The sequence below is a fragment of the Streptococcus respiraculi genome, assembly GCF_003595525.1.
Lineage (GTDB): Bacteria > Bacillota > Bacilli > Lactobacillales > Streptococcaceae > Streptococcus > Streptococcus respiraculi.
Genome location: NZ_CP022680.1, coordinates 1,878,066 through 1,897,173, shown reverse-complemented (window position 1 = coordinate 1,897,173; position 19,108 = coordinate 1,878,066). Strand labels below are relative to the sequence as shown.

Genomic DNA, 19,108 nt, shown 5'->3' with positions numbered 1-19,108 from the left:
TAAAAAGAAGGAGGATTGATAGTATGGAAGAGTTATTGGATATTATTAAACAACAGACCTCAACGATTGGACAACTTACCAACGAGTTGACCCTCCTTCGTGAACAGGTTGATTATCTGACTCAGAAACTCTACGGAAAATCATCCGAGAAGGTTGTGTATCAACCTGGTCAGTTGAGTTTGTTTGGTGAGGAGAATCTTCCTGAAGAGGATTCTGACTTACCCAGTTGAAACAGAAACTATTACCTATAAACGCAAGAAAGCTAAGGGAGTTCGTCAGGCTATTTTTAGTCAGTTCACTCCAGAGATTGTACATCACGAATTGCAGGGGGAAGACTGCACTTGTCCAGACTGTCATGGTCAGTTGAAGGAGATTGGTTCTACTGTTCAACGACAAGAATTGGTCTTCATTCCTGCACAATTAAAGCGGATTGACCATGTCCAACACGCTTACAAGTGTCAGGCATGTAGTCAGAAGAATCTGAGCGATAAGATTATCAAGGCTCCTGTTCCTAAGGCTCCTTTGGCCCATAGCTTAGGTTCAGCTTCTATCATCGCCCATACGATTCATCAGAAGTTCAATCTGAAGGTGCCAAATTACCGACAGGAAGAGGACTGGCATAAGCTTGGCCTGCCAATTAGTCGGAAGGAAATAGCTAACTGGCACATCAAGTCTAGTCAGTATTATTTCGAACCGATTTATGACCTGTTGCACGAGAAACTACTGAAACAGCCCATTCTCCATGCGGATGAAACCTCCTATAAGGTCTTGGAAAATGATAGCCAGTTGACCTTCTACTGGACCTTCTTGTCTGGGAAGCATGAGAAAAAGGGAATTACCCTATATCATCATGATAAGCGCCGGAGTGGTTTAGTTGTGGAGGAATTTCTTGGGGATTACGCAGGCTACGTACATTGTGATATGTGGGGTGCTTATCGCCAATTAGAAAAAGCTCAGCTAGTTGGCTGTTGGGCACATGTCAGGCGGAAGTTCTTCGAGGCAACTCCTAAGAAGGCAGACAAGACTTCTTTAGGTGCTAAGGGTTTAAAGTATTGTGACCGACTGTTTGCCTTGGAGAATGATTGGGTTGACCTTTCTACTGAGGAACGGCTGCAGAAACGCCAGATAGAGTTGGCGCCCTTGATGGACGAGTTCTTTTCCTGGTGCCGTGAGCAGGCTGTCTTGCCAGGTTCCAAATTGGGTACTGCCTTAGAGTATAGCCTTAAATATGAAACCACCTTCCGAACCGTTCTCTCGGATGGTAACTTAGTCTTGTCTAACAACATAGCCGAGAGGGCTATGAAGACTTTGGTTATGGGGCGGAAAAATTGGTTGTTCTCACAAAGCTTTGAGGGAGCCAAGGCGACAGCTATCATCCTTAGTCTTTTGGAAACAGCTAAGCGACACGGCCTTGATTCAGAGAAATATATGACTTATCTTCTAGACAATCTACCGAACGAGGAGACGTTCGCCCAAAAGGAGGTGCTAGAGGCCTATTTGCCATGGGCGGAAAGTATCCAAAACAACTGTAAATAGAAAAAAGGTTCCAGAGTCAAAATAACTGGCTCTATAATATCTGTAGTGGGTACGCCCCCCGCAGAGATTATGGAGCCTTTTAGAGTGTAGAAAAAAAGTCCCATATGACCTATAATGAAAAGCGACAAAACTATCATTTTAGAAAGACTCATATGGAACAACTAAATCTTATCACAAATTTTCTCAGAATGAAAGACAAAAATATCACTATCACTAATGAATCCGACATGGGAACTCACTTAGAACTCCACGGTCACTTGGATTACACAGCCCCTAAATGCCCTTCCTGCAAGGGACAAATGGCTAAGTACGATTTCCAGAAAGCCTCTAAAATCCCCTACTTAGAAACTGCTGGCTACCCGCTACTTATCCGCCTTCGAAAGCGTCGTTTCAAGTGCAAGGAATGTGGAAAAATGGCGGTCGCTGAATCTCCTCTTGTTAAGAAGAACCATCAAATCTCTGTCGCTGTCAACCAGAAAATCGCACAATTACTCATCGAAAATCAAGCAATGACACATATCGCACACAGACTCTCCATTTCAGCTTCATCTGTAAGTCGAAAACTAAATGAGTTTAAGTTTGAAACGGATTGGGGTAAGCTCCCAGAAGTCATGTCCTGGGATGAGTATGCCTTCAAGAAAGGGAAAATGAGCTTTATTGTTCAAGATTTTGACACAAATAACATCATCGCTATCCTTGATGGGCGGACGCAGGCGGTCATCCGAAATCACTTTCTGAGATACCCTAGACAGGTTAGAAACCGCGTCAAAGTCATTACCATGGATATGTTTAGCCCCTACTACAAATTAGCTAGACAGCTATTTCCGAATGCCAAAATCGTACTTGATCGTTTCCACATTGTGCAACATCTCAGCCGTGCTATGAATCGTGTCCGCATACAAATCATGAATCAATTCGATAGAAAATCTCTTGAGTATCGAGCCTTGAAACGCTACTGGAAATTGATACAACAGGATAGCCGTAAACTCAGTTATAAGCGGTTCTATCGCCCGACTTTTCGCATGCACTTAACCAACCAGGAGATTGTCGCTAAACTGCTCGGCTATTCTCAAGAACTGAGAGAACACTACGAGCTCTATCAACTACTGCTTTTTCACTTCCAGGAGTAGCAAGCTGACCAGTTTTTTGGACTTATCCAAGACGCTCGGCAGACTGTCGACCCGATTTTCCAGACCGTATTTAATACCTTTTTGAAGGACAAGGAGAAGATTCTCAACGCCATGGAATTGCCTTACTCAAATGCCAAACTTGAGGCGACGAATAATCTCATCAAAGTCATCAAACGCAATGCCTTTGGATTTCGGAACTTTGAAAACTTCAAAAAGCGGATTTTGATTGCCATCAACATCAAAAAAGAGAAGACCAAGCTGATCCTCTCTAGATGTTAGCTTTTCATCTACCCACTACAGTTGACAAAGAGCCCTTTATCAGTTATTACTTTTTCACCTTCAAGGTAGCTTTGAACACTTTCAGACGCTATCAGGAATCTATCACCAATGCCATCGAACTTCCTTATTCAAATGCCAAGCTAGAAGCCACTAACAAACTCATCAAAGACATCAAGCGCAATGCTTTTGGCTACAGGAACTTTGACAATTTCAAAAAACGCATCTACCTCGCTTTGAACATCGAAAAAGAGAAGACCATATTCGTCTCCTCTCGTATGTAGCTATAAGTCACCCACTACAGTTGACAAAAAGCCATAATTTAGAACGGAGAAATTAGTTTATGTCAATTATTACATTTGAGCATTCTTTCTTTACCTATCCACAACAAGTCATAACCACCCGTGAAAACGGGTGGTTATGACTGTCTAATCGACATATAACATCTGGTTTTTGAGAAACATTGGTCGGACGGAGGCGTATTTTTTCAGCGATTTGAGCTCTTCAGGGTGGCTGATGAGGGTGATGACGAATCCGTCCTGCCCCATGCGACCAGTCCGTCCTGCGCGGTGAGTATAGGTTTCCTTGTCTCGTGGAACTTCGTAGTTGACCACGCATTCAAGACGTTCAATATCAATCCCCCGCGCAACCAAGTCTGTTGCAAGAAGAAGAGTGAGGGCATGGTCTTTAAATTTTTCCAAGATAACCTTGCGGAATTTGACATTGACGTCGCTGGCAAGAGAAATGGCTTCAATACCACGGTATTGCAATTTTTCCTCGGCGCTTCCGAGGTCAGAGAGCGAATTGAAAAATACGAGACCACGAAAATCTTCAACGTGGGCAAGTTTACGAAGTAGGTCAACTTTTTCTCGTTTGTCCACTTCGAGGTAGAAATGCTGGATATTGGTCAACTCCATATTATCAATGGCAATCGTGCGGGTATTGGGAGCGAGCTTGTCTGGATCAACTTGACTGGTTGCGCTCATGTAAATCAACTGGTGATTGCGTGGAGCGTAGCGACAAATTTTATCCACAAAAGGATATTGAGAATCGCTGAGCAATTGGTCAAATTCATCGAGGACAATCGTATTGACATTCATCATTTTGATTTTCTTGAGTTTAATCAGCTCAAAAATCCGCCCTGGTGTACCAATCAAGATTTCAGGCCCTTTTTTCAAGCGTTCGATTTGCCGTTTTTGGCTAGAGCCAGAGAGGAATAGTTGCGCCTGAAGACCGATGAGCTCCGCCCAGGTCTTGCAGACGTCAAAGATTTGCCCAGCCAGTTCAGTATTTGGTGCTAGAATCAGCAATTGCTGCGCCTTTTTAGGTTGAATAGTCAATAGGGTCGGCAGTAGGTAGGCTAGGGTCTTTCCGGTCCCTGTCGGGCTGATACCAAGGATGGTTTCTCCTGCACGAATCGGCTCAAATAGCTGTTCTTGAATAGGGGTAAAGCTGGTAAAACCAGCCTGGTCTAGCTGGTCTTGCCAACTAGCGGGAAGTGTCGTTTTCATTCATATCTCCTTCAAAATGGATATGGGCAGTCTGCCGCATGTGGTAAAGCGTGTTGTGGACTGCCTGCGCAGCTGCTAGCCAATTTTCATAGAGCTCGGGTTGAGGCTGCTTAATCATGTCTGCGAACTGTCTTGTCTCTTCTAGCATAGTGTGTGGGGCTTGCGTGATGGCAAGTGTTTCGGGCTCACCTTCTAGTGGATGGAAAATAGCAGAGTTGATATGTTCAATCGTGTCTAAGACGAGCGTACCTTGATTGGTATAAATTTCAGCAGGAAGTGAACTATTGGTATTTTTTCCTGTCTGAATGGTTACTTGAAAGTTTGGATAAATGAGCTGTCCAGAACCATTTAAATCAACCGTATTTGGTAATTGTTGAGCTGTATAGTGAGAAGAAATAGGGGCACCAAAGAGACGGATACTAGCATAAACTGGATAAATCCCTAAGTCCATGAGGGCACCACCTGCAAATTGACTTGAGAAGACATTTGGCGTTTTTCCAGCGAGAAGGTCAGGCATTTTTGACGAGTACTTGGCATAGCTAAAATGCGCACCCCAAACATCCTTGTCCGCTAAAAAATCAGAAATCGTAGTAAAAGCTTGTTCGTGGTAATTGCGAGCGGCTTCAAAAACAAAGACTTGCTTTTCTTTGGAAATTGCCACCAAATCAGCCCATTCTTCTGGTCGTGTGACTGCTGGTTTTTCGATGATGACGTGTTTTCCTGCTAGAAGTGCAGCTTTGGCTTGCCCATAGTGGAGAGAGTTAGGACTTGCGATATAAAGAATATCAATAGGGCTAGTTAGAAATTCCTCCATATCTGTGTAAAGCTGAATATCTGTGTCATAGCGGTCTGCAAATGCGTGTGCACTTTCCATGGTCCGTGAATAGATGGCTGAGAGTTGGTATTTTTTTGTTTCATGAGCTGCTGCGATAAAATGATGTGCAATTGCTCCTGTTCCAATAATGCCTAGTTGTAACATACGATTTCCTTTCTTTTCTGTATGCGTTAAGCTGTTTAAACTATCATACTAAGGAGGTTGGGTACTTTTTGCCCAGCCTCATCGTGAACTCACTTTGTTGAAATACAATTCATTGATAAGACTATTATACCATGAATGAAGAGAGAATGTTGGACGTAGAAATTGTTTGACACGGGAAGCTCATTTTATGGTACAATAGGTTGAATACAAATGAGGAGTGACCCATGGCACAAAAACCGATTATTATTGGCGTAACTGGTGGATCAGGAGGCGGAAAAACCAGTGTTTCACGCGCCATTTTGAATAATTTCCCCAATGCCCGCATTTCAATGATTGAACACGATTCCTACTACAAAAATCAATCGCATTTGACTTTTGAAGAGCGGATTTTGACCAACTATGACCACCCCCTAGCCTTTGATACAGATTTGATGATTTATCATCTCAGTGAATTGTTGGCAGGTCGTGGAGTCGATATCCCGATTTATGACTATACCCAGCATACTCGATCAGACAAGACCTACCATCAAGAACCGCAGGACGTCTTTATCGTAGAGGGCATTCTTGTCCTAGAAGATAAACGCCTGCGTGATTTAATGGACATTAAGATTTTTGTAGATACCGATGATGATGTGCGGATTATCCGTCGGATTAAGCGGGATATGGAAGAGCGGGGGCGTAGCCTAGATAGCGTGATTGAGCAGTACCTAGGTGTGGTAAAACCCATGTATCATCAGTTTATCGAGCCAACCAAGCGCTATGCTGACATTGTGATTCCAGAAGGAGTGTCTAATGTCGTCGCAATCGATCTAATCAACACCAAGGTGGACAGTATCCTGCGCAGCCGTGGTTAGGAAAGAGCAGGACAAAAGAGGCGGAGTTTTCGCTTCTTTATTTTTAATAAATTATCAGATAATTGGAACAATACAGAAAATTGTTGCAATAACTGTCGAAAAATGGTATGATAGTATCATTCATCTACAAGGAGAACGTCAAATGAAACTCGTTTCGTCTATGAACCTATTGTTGCGACGAGGGGGCTAGTGCATACCAGCATTAGTCCTGTTTGGCTTACCAAGCGGGCAAACATCTCGCTTGGCCAAGTGAGATGTTTTTATTTATGAAGAAAGAGGAGTAGATTATGCGTACAATTGAATTTCTTGATACTAGTCTTCGTGATGGCGAGCAGACACCAGGAGTGAATTTTTCGATTAAGGAAAAGATTGCCATTGCTAAGCAGTTAGAAAAATGGGGGATTTCAGCTATTGAAGCAGGTTTTCCTGCAGCTAGCCCTGATTCCTTTACCGCAGTTAACGAAATCGCAAAAGCGATGAAAACAACTGCTGTTACAGGTCTTGCTCGTTTGGTTAAATCAGACATCGATGCTTGCTATGAGGCTCTAAAAGATGCTAAGTATCCGCAAATCCATGTCTTTATCGCAACCAGTCCTATTCACCGTGAGTTTAAGCTGAAAAAGACCAAGGAAGAAATTCTTACTAACATCAGAGAATATGTCAGCTATGCTCGTTCAAAATTCGAGGTGGTCGAGTTTTCACCTGAAGACGGCACGCGGACAGAGCTTGATTTTCTCCTAGAAGTTGTGCAAACGGCAGTGGATGCGGGTGCGACCTACATCAATATCCCTGATACGGTCGGCTTCACTACGCCTGAGGAATACGGGCAGATCTTTCAGTATCTAATTGAGCATGTCACGTCAGATCATGAGATTATCTTTAGTCCTCATTGTCACGATGACCTTGGTATGGCAGTGGCAAACAGTCTTTCAGCTATTAAAAATGGGGCAGGGCGCGTGGAAGGCACGATTAACGGCATCGGTGAGCGAGCAGGAAATGCGGCTTTGGAAGAAGTTGCCGTTGCACTCAATATTCGTGCGGACTATTATCAGGTTAAGACCGATATTGTCCTCAACGAAACGATGAACACCTCTGAAATGGTGTCACGTTTTTCTGGTATTACCATTCCGAAGAACAAGGCTGTGGTGGGTGGTAACGCCTTCTCGCACGAATCAGGTATTCACCAAGACGGCGTACTTAAAAATCCTCTTACCTATGAAATCATTACGCCAGAATTAGTCGGTGTCAAGAGCAACAGTTTACCGCTAGGAAAATTGTCTGGTCGCCATGCCTTTGTGGAGAAATTGAAGGAATTAGCACTGGAATTTGACGATGTGGAAATCACGGAACTCTTCAGCAAGTTCAAGGCCTTGGCAGATAAGAAACAAGAAATCACAGACGCTGATATTCGGGCCTTGATTGCAGGTGTTACTGTGGAAAATCCAGAAGGTTTCCACTTTGAGGACTTGACCCTTGCAGTCGACGGTGAGCACATGGTGGCTATGGTTCGCTTGGTCAATGTCCAAGGTGAGCAGGTAGAATGTCAGGCAACTGGTAAGGGTAGTGTTGAGGCGATTTTTAATGCCATTGATGAATTTTTCCATCAAGAAGCCAAGCTCTTGTCTTACAATATTGAGGCGGTGACAGACGGTATTGACTCGCAAGCGCGGGTACTTGTGACGGTTGAAAATCAAGCGACAGAGACGATTTTCAATGCGTCTGGTCTCGATTTCGATGTCTTGAAAGCTAGCGCCATTGCCTATATCCATGCCAATATCTTTGTCCAAAAAGAAAATGAAGGAACGATTGGGCATACGGTATCCTATCGTGATATGATGGACTATTAAGGAGGAGCCTATGAAACAAACAATCGTTGCCCTTGCTGGAGATGGCATTGGTCCTGAAATTATGGCGGCAGGTTTAGCAGTTTTAGAAGCAGTCAAGACAAGCCTTTCCTTTGAGGTTGAAGTGGTCGAAAAAGTCTTTGGTGGTGCAGGAATTGATTCCAAGGGACACCCGCTTCCTCCCGATACTCTGGAGGCTTGTCAAAAAGCCGATGCGGTCTTGCTGGCTGCGATTGGCAGTCCTCAGTACGATGGCGCTCCTGTCCGACCAGAAGAAGGTCTGCTCTTACTTCGTAAGGAACTAGGACTCTATGCCAATATTCGTCCTGTTACCATTTTCCCTGCTTTGAAGCATCTCTCGCCTTTAAAAGAGGAGCGAATTGCCGATGTGGATTTTGTGGTGGTACGTGAGCTGACAGGGGGGATCTATTTCGGAGAGCATGAGTTAGAAGAAGAGGTCGCGCGTGATGTCAACGAATATCAGACTTTTGAAATCGAGCGGATTTTGCGCAAGGCCTTTGAACTAGCTCGGACGCGCAAGAAAAAAGTGACCAGTATTGACAAGCAAAATGTCCTTGCTACTTCAAAATTGTGGCGAAAAGTAGCGGATCGTATTGCCCAAGACTATCCTGATGTGACCTTGGAGCATCAATTGGTCGATAGCGCAGCCATGATTATGATTACTAATCCTGCTAGATTCGACGTGTTGGTAACAGAAAACCTATTCGGCGATATTTTGTCAGACGAGGCCAGTGTCTTATCAGGCACGCTGGGAGTTATGCCGTCTGCCAGTCACGGAACAGGAGCGAGTCTTTATGAGCCAATTCATGGGTCTGCTCCTGATATTGCAGGGCAAGGAATTGCCAATCCCGTCAGCATGATTTTATCGGTGGCGATGATGTTGCGGGAGACCTTTGGTGAACTAGCTGTCGCAAGACAAATAGAAGATGCTGTTGCAGCCAGTTTTACACAAGGTATTTTGACGAGAGATTTAGGAGGAAATGCCTCTACCCAGGAAGCGGTAGATGCGATTATCAGGTACTTATGACAATCAAACAAATGGTGAGTATGACCCTCGTGGTCTGGAATTTAATTGTCTTTTTGACTTATGGGTTGGATAAGGGAAAAGCGAGGAAACAGGTCTATCGCATTCCAGAAAAGACTTTACTAGCAATGAGCATTTTTGGAGGAGGTCTTGGAGCATGGGCTGGTGGAACTCGTTTTCACCATAAGACGAAAAAATGGTACTTTCAAGTAGCTTGGCTGCTTGGGCTCATCCTAGACGTTGCTATTATGTATTGGATTTGGAGGTAGCATGGCTGGAAAATCAATTTTAGATAAGGTCTGGGAGCGCCATGTCATTACAGGTAATGAAGGGCAACCCCAGCTCATGTATGTGGATCAACATTATATCCATGAGGTGACCAGTCCTCAGGCCTTTCAAGGCTTGCGTGAGGCAGGTAGACGCCTGAGAAGACCTGATTTGACCTATGGCACCTTTGACCACAATGTGCCAACCGTCAATATCTATGATATCAGAGATGTGATTTCAAAGGCGCAAATGGATAAATTAGCAGAAAACGTGGCCGAGTTTGGCATTGACTGTGCCGACCATGGCTCAGAACTCCAAGGCATTGTCCACATGATTGGGCCAGAAACAGGTCGCACACAGCCGGGAAAATTTATCGTCTGTGGAGATAGCCATACAGCAACGCATGGGGCTTTTGGTGCCTTAGCCTTTGGTATTGGTACGAGCGAGGTCGAACATGTCTTTGCCACCCAAACCATTTGGCAGGTTAAGCCCAAGAAACTCTTGGTGGAATTTGTTGGACAAGCTCCAAAAGGAGTCTATGCCAAAGATTTTATCCTAGCCCTGATTGCTAAGCACGGAGTTGGCTTGGGAGTAGGGTATGCGGTGGAATACCGTGGGGGTGCGGTAGAGCGCCTCAGTATGGAAGAACGCATGACCATTTGCAATATGTCCATTGAATTTGGCTCAAAAATCGGCATGATGAATCCTGACCAGACGACCTATGACTATGTACGAGAAACTGCGAATGCTCCTCGTGACATAGAAGCTGCGATTGCAGATTGGCAAACCTTGGTCTCAGATGAGGATGCGGTCTATGATAAGGTCATTCGCATGGATGTGTCAAATCTAGCACCTATGGTGACCTGGGGAACCAATCCGTCTATGGGAGTTGCTGTTGATGAAGCCTTTCCAGATATCAAAGATATCAACGATGAGCGGGCCTATCAGTACATGGGGACTAGGCCAGGACAGAAAATTGAGGAGATTGAGCTGGGGTATATCTTTATCGGTTCTTGTACAAATGCCCGCCTGAGCGATTTAGCACTTGCGGCCAAGTTTGTTAAGGGCAAAAAAATTGCTCCAAATCTGACCGCTATTGTCGTGCCGGGAAGCAGACCTGTCAAGCGAGCAGCCGAAAAAATGGGTTTAGACAAGATTTTTCTTGAAGCAGGCTTTGAATGGCGGGATCCGGGGTGTTCCATGTGTCTCGGTATGAATCCAGACAAGGTGCCAGACGGTGTCCATTGTGCTTCAACTAGCAATCGCAATTTTGAGGACCGTCAAGGATTTGGAGCAAAGACCCACTTGTGTAGCCCTGCCATGGCAGCGGCCGCTGCCATCGCTGGACGCTTTGTCGATGTGAGAAAATTGGTGGAGGTAGGATAAATATGGAAAAAATCACCATTTATACAGGGACAACAGTTCCTCTCATGAATGACAATATTGATACTGACCAGATTTTACCCAAGCAGTTTTTGAAGCTGATTGACAAGAAAGGCTTTGGCAAGTATCTCATGTATGCTTGGCGTTATCTGGACCATGCTTATACAGAAAATCCTGATTTTGTTTTTAACAGGGACGAGTACCGTAAAGCCACCATTTTAGTGACAGGTGACAATTTCGGAGCAGGCTCGTCTCGGGAGCATGCTGCTTGGGCTCTAGCTGATTATGGCTTTAAGGTCGTCATTGCTGGGTCTTTTGGGGACATTCACTACAATAACGAATTAAACAACGGCATGTTGCCCATTGTTCAGCCAAGAAGTGTCCGTGAGAAATTGGCAGAGCTGAGCCCAGAGGATGAAATCACCGTTGATCTAGAAAAACAACTCATCATCTCACCAGTGGGAGAGTTTCACTTTGACATTGATAGTGAGTGGAAATACAAGCTCTTAAATGGCTTAGATGATATCGGTATTACTCTTCAATATGAGGATTTGATTGCAGCCTATGAGCGTAATCGCCCAGCCTATTGGCGAAATGATGAAAAAGAATAAGGCAGACAGAGAGGGAGAGAGAATTTCGCACGAAAAGAAAGGCTCGTTCCCTCTTTTTGCCCACTTTTATGCTATAATATGAACTATGTTAGAACAAGAAAAAAAATCAACCTATGAATTACTCTTAGCCCAATTAGCAGGGCTTCTTGACGGCGAACGTAATGCTTTAGCTAACCTGTCCAACAGCGCAGCTCTCCTGAATCAGGCTCTTCCTCATTCTGTCTTTACAGGCTATTATCTCTTTGACGGGACAGAATTGATTTTAGGGCCTTTTCAAGGTGGCGTTTCCTGTGTTCATATCGCACTTGGAAAGGGTGTCTGCGGACAGTCTGCCCAAGAAAGAAGAACCATCATCGTAGACGATGTGCGGACCCATGCCAACTATATTTCTTGCGATGCGGCTGCCCTGTCCGAGATTGTCGTTCCCATGATAAAAAATGGGCAACTATTGGGAGTTCTTGACCTTGATTCTCGCTTGGTGGCGGATTACGATGCTATTGATCAAAAATATCTGGAACGCTTCGTTGCCTTGTTGGTTGAGGGGACGGATTGGAATTTTGCCATGTTTGGAGAGAGAAACTAATGTATCAAGCCCTTTATCGGAAATACCGTAGCCAAACCTTTGGCGAAATGGTCGGGCAAGAAGTGGTCGCAACCACCCTCAAGCAGGCCATTGAACAAGAAAAAATCAGCCATGCCTATCTCTTTTCTGGTCCTCGGGGAACAGGGAAAACATCCGCTGCAAAAATCTTTGCCAAGGCCATGAACTGCCCCAATCAAGTAGGCGGCGAACCTTGTAATGACTGTTACATCTGTAAAGCTGTTACGGAAGGCAGTTTGGAAGATGTGATTGAGATTGATGCAGCTTCAAATAATGGGGTCGACGAAATCCGTGATATTCGTGATAAATCAACCTATGCCCCAAGCCTTGCCCGCTACAAGGTCTACATTATTGATGAGGTTCACATGCTCTCAACAGGGGCATTTAACGCCCTCTTGAAAACCTTGGAAGAGCCGACCGAAAATGTGGTCTTTATTCTTGCGACGACAGAACTCCATAAGATTCCAGCGACTATCTTGTCACGGGTACAACGCTTTGAGTTTAAGTCGATTAAGGTAGGAGATATCACGCGCCACTTGGCCAATATCCTCAGTCAAGAAGAAATCGGCTTTGATGAGCAAGCACTTGCCATGATTGCCCGCCGTGCTGAAGGTGGCATGCGGGATGCCTTGTCTATCTTGGATCAGGCTCTCAGCCTCAGTGCAGACCACGATTTGACCCTTGAGGTGGCAGAAGAGATTACAGGTTCCATTGGTCTCAAGGCCCTCGGCGCCTATATGGAAAGCCTCCGTGAAAAGGATGCTCCGACAGCCTTACAGCATTTACAGACCATTTTTGATAATGGAAAGAGCATGATCCGCTTTACGACAGATGTTCTCTATTATTTGCGCGACTTGCTGATTGTGCAGACAGGCGGGGAAAATCCTCATACCAGCACGGTTTTTGCAGACAATCTCCAAATGGATCAGGAACGGATTTTTGCCATGATTGAGACAGTCACGCGCGCGCTATCAGATATCAAGACTAGTCCTCAGCCGAAGATTTATGCAGAAATGATGACCATTCGCTTGGCAGAAGATAAGCGCCAAGAGTTCAAGCAAGGTCAAGCAGTTATTCCAGAAAATCTGAAAGAACAGCTTCAAGCCCTTCGAGCTCAGGTTCAATCCCTGCAACAACAATTGGCAAGCCTAGGTAAACAACCATTAGAGGTCAAGCCAGTTTCACGCAAACCGCAAGCCAATAAAAAATACCGTCCAGATACCAATAGAGTTCAAACTATTTTACAAGAAGCCATGGAAAATCCAAGTCTAGCACGGGAGAATTTAACCCGCCTGCAAAACGCTTGGGGAGAAATTATCGAAAGTCTATCAGGGGCAGACAAGGCCTTGTTGGTCGGCTCTCAGCCCGTTGCGGCCAATGAACACCATGCCATTCTTGCCTTTGAATCAGCCTTTAATGCCGAACAAACCATGAAACGGGAAAACCTAGATGCCATGTTTGGCAATATTCTCAGTAAGGCGGCAGGTTTTTCACCTCATATTTTAGCCATTGCACACGAAGATTGGCTAGCTATTCGAGCAGAATTTTCAGCGAAGGCAAAAGGGCAGAAAGAAGCTGTACCAGAAGCAACAGAAGAAGAATCCCTAGTTCCAGAAGCCTTCCAATTCTTAGCAGATGCGGTCACGATTGTGGAGGATTGAGGTAAGTCCTTCCCTTTGGCAGAATGTGTATTGTGCAAAAGGATAAGGATAATGTGTTCATGATTGGCGAAAGCCTGAGGAAAAACCTATGACCATACAAGATATATTCATTCGATTAGTATTAGCGATTTTATGTTCAGGCTTGATTGGCTATGATCGACAGCGTAAGAGTCGTCCAGCTGGTCTTCGAACTCACCTGTTAGTGTGCATTGGAGCGACAACGATTGCCTTGATTCAGAGTGCAGTCTTTTACGAGAAGTTGCAGAGCCAGCCAATGATTGAAGTCGATCAGGTACGGCTTCTCGCGCCTATTGTAAGTGGAATTGGTTTTTTAGGAGCGGGAACAATTGTAGTGACAAAGCATAGAGTAGCCGGTTTGACAACAGCAGCTTCACTTTGGACAGTTGCGGGTATTGGAATTGCTTTAGGGATGGGCTATTATAGTATCGCTCTACTAGCCTTTTTGGCGGTTATCTTTTCCTTAATGTTGGTCAGCTACATTATTCCTACTCCAGAAATTAAACGCTTAGAAATTCACTTTATTCATCGTCAAGAGACAAAAGAATTTTTAACAGAATTCTTTGCAGAACACCATATTGAGTTGACCAATGTACTCTTTGATGTTCAAAATATAGAAGGACGGAAGATTTATCGTAATATCTTCACCTTGCAACTGCCTAAAGATGTTTCGCTAGTAGAGATTATTGAAGAATTGGCCGTTCGTTCCAATATTTTAAAAGTTCGTCTTATCTCAGTTGTTGAATAGTGAGGTTTCATAGCAACGGCACAAAAAATCAGCCTTGGAGCTGATTTTTTGATATACTAGAAATATGAGAGTAACACAATTTATCTTTCTTGCTATTACCACAGCCCTTGCGACCTACTGGATGAATGAGGCGCTTTTTGCACGTGAATATTTTTGGGCGACCATTTATGGATTTTTTGTCGTACGGAATCTCCGGTTTAGCTATCGGGTGAGCAAGGTGATTCGTGTCTTTGAAAATCTTACCAAGAAGAAAGACTGATTTCCCCACTTGAGAGGGTTTTTAGCGAGCCGTCTTCTAGTTTGACTTGTAAGGCTCCACTATCAGTAATAGCGTAAGCTACTCCGCAATAGTGCTGATGTTGTTGTGAAAAGGTCACTTGTTTTCCTAGGACGAGTGATTTTTCTTTATATAAAGCCAACAATTCTTCCTCGCTGGTTGTAAAAAAGATACGCCAGATTTCGGTAATCAACTGGTTGCGCGTGATAGGAGGACTCTCCACAAAGAGACTGCTTGCGGTTTCGGATAGCTCTGACGGAAAATCAAGTAGATGAAAGTTCAAGCCTACCCCAATCATCATGTCCGTCACAACTTGGGCTTCAATAGAAGAAACAGCCTCCGTTAAAATGCCTGCGATTTTCTTACCATGGAGGTAAATGTCGTTAACCCATTTGATCTCGACAGCAATACCAGTAAGCTGGTCAATTGCTTTGACAATGGCTGCCGCAACAAGGAGAGTATAGGGCTTCAAGTCTTGAAAGCTGGCTTTAGGTCTTAAACGCAAGGTCATGTAAATACCGCCTGTTTCAGCCGCAAAAAAGGCTCTGCCAAATCGACCCTGGGCTTGCCTTTGACTATTTGCCAGATAAAGGGCTGGGCTCAAATCTCCGCGCTCGATTCCATGCTTGGCATCTAGTTGGGTCGAAGTGCTATTTTTGGTTAGATGAACAGGGATTTGAAGGCTATCTTCGATGTCCTTAGGCAGCAACAAATCACCTTGTTCAAGGCGATAGCCACGGTTGGCTCCAGCTTTGATGACAAGTCCCTGTTTTTCTAACTGCTGGATACCTTTCCAGACAGAGGTTCTTGAAATCCCTAATATTTGAGCCAATTCTTCCCCGCTAACATAGTCTCTTGCATTCAAGAGAATCATATAAATTTTTTCGTAGGTTTTCATGCTTTCATTATAACAGAAAAAGCTGACAAACGTGGTATAATAAAGGAAGGAAACAAGATAGAAAGTAAAGGAGCAGTAAATGAATACAATTGATTATCTTGTGAAGTTGACCAACACCCCGTCACCAACGGGCTATACAAAAGCGATTATGGACTATATCCAGTCTGAGCTTGCAGGTTTTGGCTACCAAACACTAAAAACAGCTAAGGGTGGTATCATGGTGAGTGTAGTAGGAGCAGATGAGAGCAAACATCGGGTCGTGACAGCGCATTTGGATACATTGGGAGCTATGGTGCGGGCGATCAAGCCAGACGGTCGCTTGAAGATGGATCTCATCGGTGGTTTTGGCTATCCTTCGATTGAAGGAGAGAACTGCCTGGTTCATGTCGCTAAAAATGGCAAGACCTATACAGGAACGATTCTCATGCACCAGACGTCTGTCCATGTCTATGCCGATGCCAAAACAGCAGAGCGCAATCAGACCAACATGGAAATTCGCCTCGATGAAAAGGTGACTTCTGCCGACGAAACACGTGCCTTGGGGATTGAAGTGGGCGATTTTATTTCCTTTGACCCACGGACCGTTATCACCGAAAGTGGTTTTGTCAAGAGCCGCCATTTGGATGATAAGGTATCCGCAGCTATTTTGATTAATCTGCTCAAGGTTTATAAGGAAGAAGGAATTGTCCTGCCGTATACGACACATTTTTATTTTTCAAATAACGAAGAAATCGGCTACGGTGCTAATTCCAGCTTGCCTGAACAGGTAGTGGAATACTTGGCGGTGGACATGGGAGCAATGGGAGATGACCAGCAGACCGATGAATACACGGTGTCAATCTGTGTCAAAGATGCCTCAGGCCCTTACCACTATGAATTGCGCCAGCATCTAGTTGCCCTTGCAAAAGAGCATGCCATTCCCTACAAGTTAGACATCTATCCCTACTATGGCTCTGACGCTTCAGCTGCCATGCACGCAGGAGCAGATGTGAAGCACGCTCTACTCGGAGCAGGAATCGAATCCAGTCATTCCTACGAGCGCACTCATATCGACTCCATTCAAGCAACAGAGAAAATGGTCGATGTGTATTTGAAATCAAACATGATTGACTAGTAGGGTGAGCAATTATATAACACAAAAACGCATGAAAAAATTTTTTCATACGTTTTCTTCTATTATGACTGCATCATACCTTGGAAGAACTTTTCTCTCATAGCTCGGTCTTCAAGAACGGCTTGATAGAAGTAGATGTGGCTAGCACGGTAGTAAGGAATGACATAAATTCCGACAATGCCGAAACTAATCATGGTTAAAATATGCCAACCGATGAAAGATAAATCAAGGACAAAGCCTTTCATTTTATAACCTTTCATTAAGCGGCGGCTTTCTTTAATGACCGCAAATGGTCCAGTGTAGGTATCATTTGCTAGCTGTTCAAACAAAAGAGGCTCTACGAGGAAGTAGGCAAAGTATTGTGGAAGTAAGAGCGCGATTCCTGCGATTCCAAGGAGGAGTCCGACAAGAATCATGACACCTGCTATGACCATAATATCTTCGGTTGCTTGATTCAAAAGAGTTGCTACAGCACTCATCATACCACCACCCAACATGATGGAAAATCCGACAATGGCAAGCAAGGCCCAAAGGAAGAGGAAGAACTCTTTTAAGAGATAGGTAGCAAAGATACTGCCGAAACGGCCGTGGTTAAACAGGCTAAAGGCGTCTTTGAAGCTGACATTTTCACGGTAGTGGTAAATGGCTTGAAAGAGGGCAAACGAGATAGATAAGCCCATTAAATCAGACAAGATTCCATAGACGAGCGGAAAGGCTGTTGAGTTGATAAGATAAGATGTATCAGGGGTAGGGTTGTTCAATAGTTGAAGTGCCAGGTTATTTGATTGTGCGTAATTCATCGTTTGAATCACGACACCGATAATAACGGGAATGAGGGCAATCAGATAAGCCCCTGGTGTTTCTGCAAGTTTTTGGCGTGCTTTAGCACGAAGTTGTTGAATTGAAAACATAAAAACCTCCTTTCTATAGTGTAGCATAATATGAGGTGACAAGCCAGTCTTTTTTTGATAGACTAGAGAGGCTTGCACGATTTCTTTTCGCAGAAATGCTTTATTTTATTGAGCATAATCGTCTTTCAGTTTTTATTCGTACTAGATAAGAAGAGGGACGAACTGGCTATAAGAGAAATCCTTTCGTCAAGACAAATAAACCTAGGACTGTTTTTCCTAGTGGGAGGTAGAAGATGACATCACCGATTCAATATCGATTGATAAAAAAAGAAAAGCACACGGGTGCACGTTTGGGCGAGATTATTACGCCGCATGGTACTTTTCCAACGCCTATGTTTATGCCGGTTGGAACGCAGGCAACGGTTAAAACTCAGTCACCTGAAGAATTGAAAGAAATGGGCTCTGGGATTATCTTGTCCAACACTTATCACCTCTGGCTTCGTCCGGGAGATGAGCTGATTGCCCGTGCAGGTGGTTTGCATAAATTCATGAACTGGGATCAGGCGATTTTGACAGATAGCGGCGGTTTCCAAGTTTATTCCTTAGCAGATAGCAGAAACATCACCGAAGAGGGTGTAACCTTTAAAAATCACCTTAATGGCTCAAAGATGTTCCTATCACCTGAAAAGGCGATTTCGATTCAGAACAATCTAGGTAGTGATATTATGATGAGCTTTGATGAGTGTCCGCAGTTCTACCAGCCTTATGACTATGTTAAAAAATCAATTGAACGCACCAGTCGTTGGGCGGAACGTGGCTTGAAAGCTCACCGCCGTCCGCATGATCAAGGCTTGTTTGGTATTGTGCAGGGGGCTGGTTTTGAGGATTTACGTCGCCAGTCAGCGCGTGACCTGGTCAGCATGGACTTCCCAGGTTATTCTATCGGGGGTCTAGCAGTTGGGGAGTCGCATGAAGAGATGAATGCCGTTCTTGACTTCACAACACCGCTCCTGCCAGAAAACAAGCCGCGTTACCTCATGGGAGTGGGAGCGCCTGATAGCTTGATCGACGGGGTGATTCGCGGGGTGGATATGTTTGACTGCGTCTTGCCGACGCGGATTGCAAGAAACGGGACCTGTATGACCAGTGAGGGGCGTTTGGTGGTAAAAAATGCCCAGTTTGCTGAAGACTTTACACCGCTTGATCATGATTGTGATTGCTACACTTGTCGTAACTATACACGGGCTTATCTCCGTCATCTTCTAAAAGCTGATGAGACCTTTGGTATCCGCTTGACTAGCTACCACAATCTGTACTTCTTGCTGAAACTGATGCGTAATGTCCGCCAAGCCATTATGGATGACAATCTTTTGGAGTTCCGTGAAGACTTTGTCGAGCGCTATGGCTATAACAGTTCAAAACGTAATTTTTAAAATCAGGGGCTTGGGACAAAAAGATTTTCACGTTAGAAATTCTATAATTTTATATAGTCTCTTTTACTCAA

General features: G+C 44.4%; 18 protein-coding genes and 2 pseudogenes. 16 read left to right on the top strand and 4 right to left on the bottom strand.

The genetic code is table 11. The annotated features are described in order from the left end of the window. The first annotated feature begins 23 nt into the window (after nucleotides 1-23). The 4 genes and pseudogenes from CHF41_RS09145 to CHF41_RS10350 all read left to right on the top strand — a co-directional run. Nucleotides 24-230 (top strand): IS66 family transposase, encoded by a 207-nt coding sequence (locus CHF41_RS09145; protein ID WP_119876984.1) that lies wholly within the window; start codon nucleotides 24-26, stop codon nucleotides 228-230. Continuing rightward, nucleotides 184-1,536 (top strand): IS66 family transposase, encoded by a 1,353-nt coding sequence (gene tnpC / locus CHF41_RS09140; RefSeq protein WP_119876983.1) that lies wholly within the window; start codon nucleotides 184-186, stop codon nucleotides 1,534-1,536. Before CHF41_RS09145 ends, tnpC begins: the two co-directional genes overlap by 47 nt. Nucleotides 1,537-1,688: 152 nt before the next feature. Continuing rightward, a pseudogene (locus tag CHF41_RS09130) lies at nucleotides 1,689-2,945 on the top strand (ISL3 family transposase). 56 nt (nucleotides 2,946-3,001) lie between these two features. Continuing rightward, nucleotides 3,002-3,226: pseudogene (locus CHF41_RS10350) on the top strand (transposase); the annotation flags it as partial. Nucleotides 3,227-3,370: 144 nt separating this feature from the next. Here the strand turns inward: CHF41_RS10350 and CHF41_RS09120 are convergent. After that, nucleotides 3,371-4,453 carry a DEAD/DEAH box helicase gene (locus CHF41_RS09120; RefSeq protein ID WP_119876981.1) on the bottom strand — a complete coding sequence of 361 codons (1,083 nt, stop codon included), beginning with the start codon at nucleotides 4,451-4,453 and terminating at the stop codon, nucleotides 3,371-3,373. Beyond that, on the bottom strand, nucleotides 4,431-5,432 hold the full coding sequence (locus CHF41_RS09115; protein WP_119876980.1) for a Gfo/Idh/MocA family protein: 1,002 nt from the start codon (nucleotides 5,430-5,432) through the stop codon (nucleotides 4,431-4,433). The genes CHF41_RS09120 and CHF41_RS09115 overlap by 23 nt, the downstream gene beginning before the upstream one ends. A 224-nt stretch (nucleotides 5,433-5,656) precedes the next feature. Here CHF41_RS09115 and udk point away from each other — a divergent pair, with 224 nt between their 5' ends. From udk to CHF41_RS09060, 10 genes are all read left to right on the top strand, one after another. Next, entirely contained in the window at nucleotides 5,657-6,286 is a 630-nt protein-coding gene (gene udk / locus CHF41_RS09110) for a uridine kinase (protein ID WP_119876979.1), read from the top strand. Nucleotides 6,287-6,573: 287 nt separating this feature from the next. Beyond that, complete coding sequence (locus CHF41_RS09100) at nucleotides 6,574-8,133, top strand: 2-isopropylmalate synthase (protein WP_119876977.1); 1,560 nt, start codon at nucleotides 6,574-6,576, stop codon at nucleotides 8,131-8,133. Nucleotides 8,134-8,143: 10 nt separating this feature from the next. Next, nucleotides 8,144-9,178, top strand: a complete 1,035-nt coding sequence (gene leuB, locus CHF41_RS09095) for a 3-isopropylmalate dehydrogenase (protein ID WP_119876976.1) — start codon at nucleotides 8,144-8,146, stop codon at nucleotides 9,176-9,178. After that, nucleotides 9,175-9,444 carry a DUF1294 domain-containing protein gene (locus CHF41_RS09090; RefSeq protein WP_119876975.1) on the top strand — a complete coding sequence of 90 codons (270 nt, stop codon included), beginning with the start codon at nucleotides 9,175-9,177 and terminating at the stop codon, nucleotides 9,442-9,444. The genes leuB and CHF41_RS09090 overlap by 4 nt, the downstream gene beginning before the upstream one ends. A gap of 1 nt (nucleotide 9,445) precedes the next feature. Then, nucleotides 9,446-10,828, top strand: a complete 1,383-nt coding sequence (leuC, locus tag CHF41_RS09085; RefSeq protein ID WP_119876974.1) for a 3-isopropylmalate dehydratase large subunit — start codon at nucleotides 9,446-9,448, stop codon at nucleotides 10,826-10,828. A 2-nt stretch (nucleotides 10,829-10,830) separates the two neighbouring features. Then, nucleotides 10,831-11,436 (top strand): 3-isopropylmalate dehydratase small subunit, encoded by a 606-nt coding sequence (gene leuD / locus CHF41_RS09080; protein ID WP_119876973.1) that lies wholly within the window; start codon nucleotides 10,831-10,833, stop codon nucleotides 11,434-11,436. An 85-nt stretch (nucleotides 11,437-11,521) separates the two neighbouring features. Next, nucleotides 11,522-12,019, top strand: coding sequence for a GAF domain-containing protein (locus CHF41_RS09075; protein ID WP_119876972.1), 498 nt, complete (start codon nucleotides 11,522-11,524; stop codon nucleotides 12,017-12,019). Then, nucleotides 12,019-13,698 (top strand): DNA polymerase III subunit gamma/tau, encoded by a 1,680-nt coding sequence (gene dnaX / locus CHF41_RS09070; protein ID WP_119876971.1) that lies wholly within the window; start codon nucleotides 12,019-12,021, stop codon nucleotides 13,696-13,698. Before CHF41_RS09075 ends, dnaX begins: the two co-directional genes overlap by 1 nt. 88 nt (nucleotides 13,699-13,786) lie before the next feature. Then, complete coding sequence (locus tag CHF41_RS09065; protein ID WP_119876970.1) at nucleotides 13,787-14,464, top strand: MgtC/SapB family protein; 678 nt, start codon at nucleotides 13,787-13,789, stop codon at nucleotides 14,462-14,464. Between the two features lie 64 nt (nucleotides 14,465-14,528). Beyond that, nucleotides 14,529-14,723: a DUF3272 family protein gene (locus CHF41_RS09060; protein ID WP_119876969.1), complete on the top strand. Its 195-nt coding sequence runs from the start codon at nucleotides 14,529-14,531 to the stop codon at nucleotides 14,721-14,723. Here CHF41_RS09060 and birA read toward each other — a convergent pair. Then, on the bottom strand, nucleotides 14,704-15,639 hold the full coding sequence (birA, locus tag CHF41_RS09055; protein WP_119876968.1) for a bifunctional biotin--[acetyl-CoA-carboxylase] ligase/biotin operon repressor BirA: 936 nt from the start codon (nucleotides 15,637-15,639) through the stop codon (nucleotides 14,704-14,706). The genes CHF41_RS09060 and birA overlap by 20 nt on opposite strands. A 79-nt stretch (nucleotides 15,640-15,718) precedes the next feature. Between birA and CHF41_RS09050 the strand changes: the two genes are divergently transcribed. Further along, entirely contained in the window at nucleotides 15,719-16,753 is a 1,035-nt protein-coding gene (locus CHF41_RS09050) for a M42 family metallopeptidase (protein WP_119876967.1), read from the top strand. Between the two features lie 62 nt (nucleotides 16,754-16,815). Here the strand turns inward: CHF41_RS09050 and CHF41_RS09045 are convergent, their stop codons facing one another. After that, nucleotides 16,816-17,664 (bottom strand): DUF975 family protein, encoded by an 849-nt coding sequence (locus tag CHF41_RS09045; protein ID WP_162911942.1) that lies wholly within the window; start codon nucleotides 17,662-17,664, stop codon nucleotides 16,816-16,818. Between the two features lie 233 nt (nucleotides 17,665-17,897). On the opposite strand from CHF41_RS09045, the gene tgt reads away from it, so the two are divergent. Further along, nucleotides 17,898-19,037, top strand: coding sequence for a tRNA guanosine(34) transglycosylase Tgt (tgt, locus tag CHF41_RS09040; protein ID WP_119876965.1), 1,140 nt, complete (start codon nucleotides 17,898-17,900; stop codon nucleotides 19,035-19,037). The last annotated feature ends 71 nt before the right edge of the window (nucleotides 19,038-19,108 follow it).

Coding starts and splice junctions, on each gene's coding strand:
- CHF41_RS09145 (WP_119876984.1), top strand. CDS start 24: ATGGAAGAGTTATTGGATATTATTAAACAACAGACCTCAACGATTGGA.
- CHF41_RS09120 (WP_119876981.1), bottom strand. CDS start 4,453: ATGAAAACGACACTTCCCGCTAGTTGGCAAGACCAGCTAGACCAGGCT.
- CHF41_RS09115 (WP_119876980.1), bottom strand. CDS start 5,432: ATGTTACAACTAGGCATTATTGGAACAGGAGCAATTGCACATCATTTT.
- udk (WP_119876979.1), top strand. CDS start 5,657: ATGGCACAAAAACCGATTATTATTGGCGTAACTGGTGGATCAGGAGGC.
- CHF41_RS09100 (WP_119876977.1), top strand. CDS start 6,574: ATGCGTACAATTGAATTTCTTGATACTAGTCTTCGTGATGGCGAGCAG.
- leuB (WP_119876976.1), top strand. CDS start 8,144: ATGAAACAAACAATCGTTGCCCTTGCTGGAGATGGCATTGGTCCTGAA.
- CHF41_RS09090 (WP_119876975.1), top strand. CDS start 9,175: ATGACAATCAAACAAATGGTGAGTATGACCCTCGTGGTCTGGAATTTA.
- leuC (WP_119876974.1), top strand. CDS start 9,446: ATGGCTGGAAAATCAATTTTAGATAAGGTCTGGGAGCGCCATGTCATT.
- leuD (WP_119876973.1), top strand. CDS start 10,831: ATGGAAAAAATCACCATTTATACAGGGACAACAGTTCCTCTCATGAAT.
- CHF41_RS09075 (WP_119876972.1), top strand. CDS start 11,522: ATGTTAGAACAAGAAAAAAAATCAACCTATGAATTACTCTTAGCCCAA.
- dnaX (WP_119876971.1), top strand. CDS start 12,019: ATGTATCAAGCCCTTTATCGGAAATACCGTAGCCAAACCTTTGGCGAA.
- CHF41_RS09065 (WP_119876970.1), top strand. CDS start 13,787: ATGACCATACAAGATATATTCATTCGATTAGTATTAGCGATTTTATGT.
- CHF41_RS09060 (WP_119876969.1), top strand. CDS start 14,529: ATGAGAGTAACACAATTTATCTTTCTTGCTATTACCACAGCCCTTGCG.
- birA (WP_119876968.1), bottom strand. CDS start 15,639: ATGAAAACCTACGAAAAAATTTATATGATTCTCTTGAATGCAAGAGAC.
- CHF41_RS09050 (WP_119876967.1), top strand. CDS start 15,719: ATGAATACAATTGATTATCTTGTGAAGTTGACCAACACCCCGTCACCA.
- CHF41_RS09045 (WP_162911942.1), bottom strand. CDS start 17,664: ATGTTTTCAATTCAACAACTTCGTGCTAAAGCACGCCAAAAACTTGCA.
- tgt (WP_119876965.1), top strand. CDS start 17,898: ATGACATCACCGATTCAATATCGATTGATAAAAAAAGAAAAGCACACG.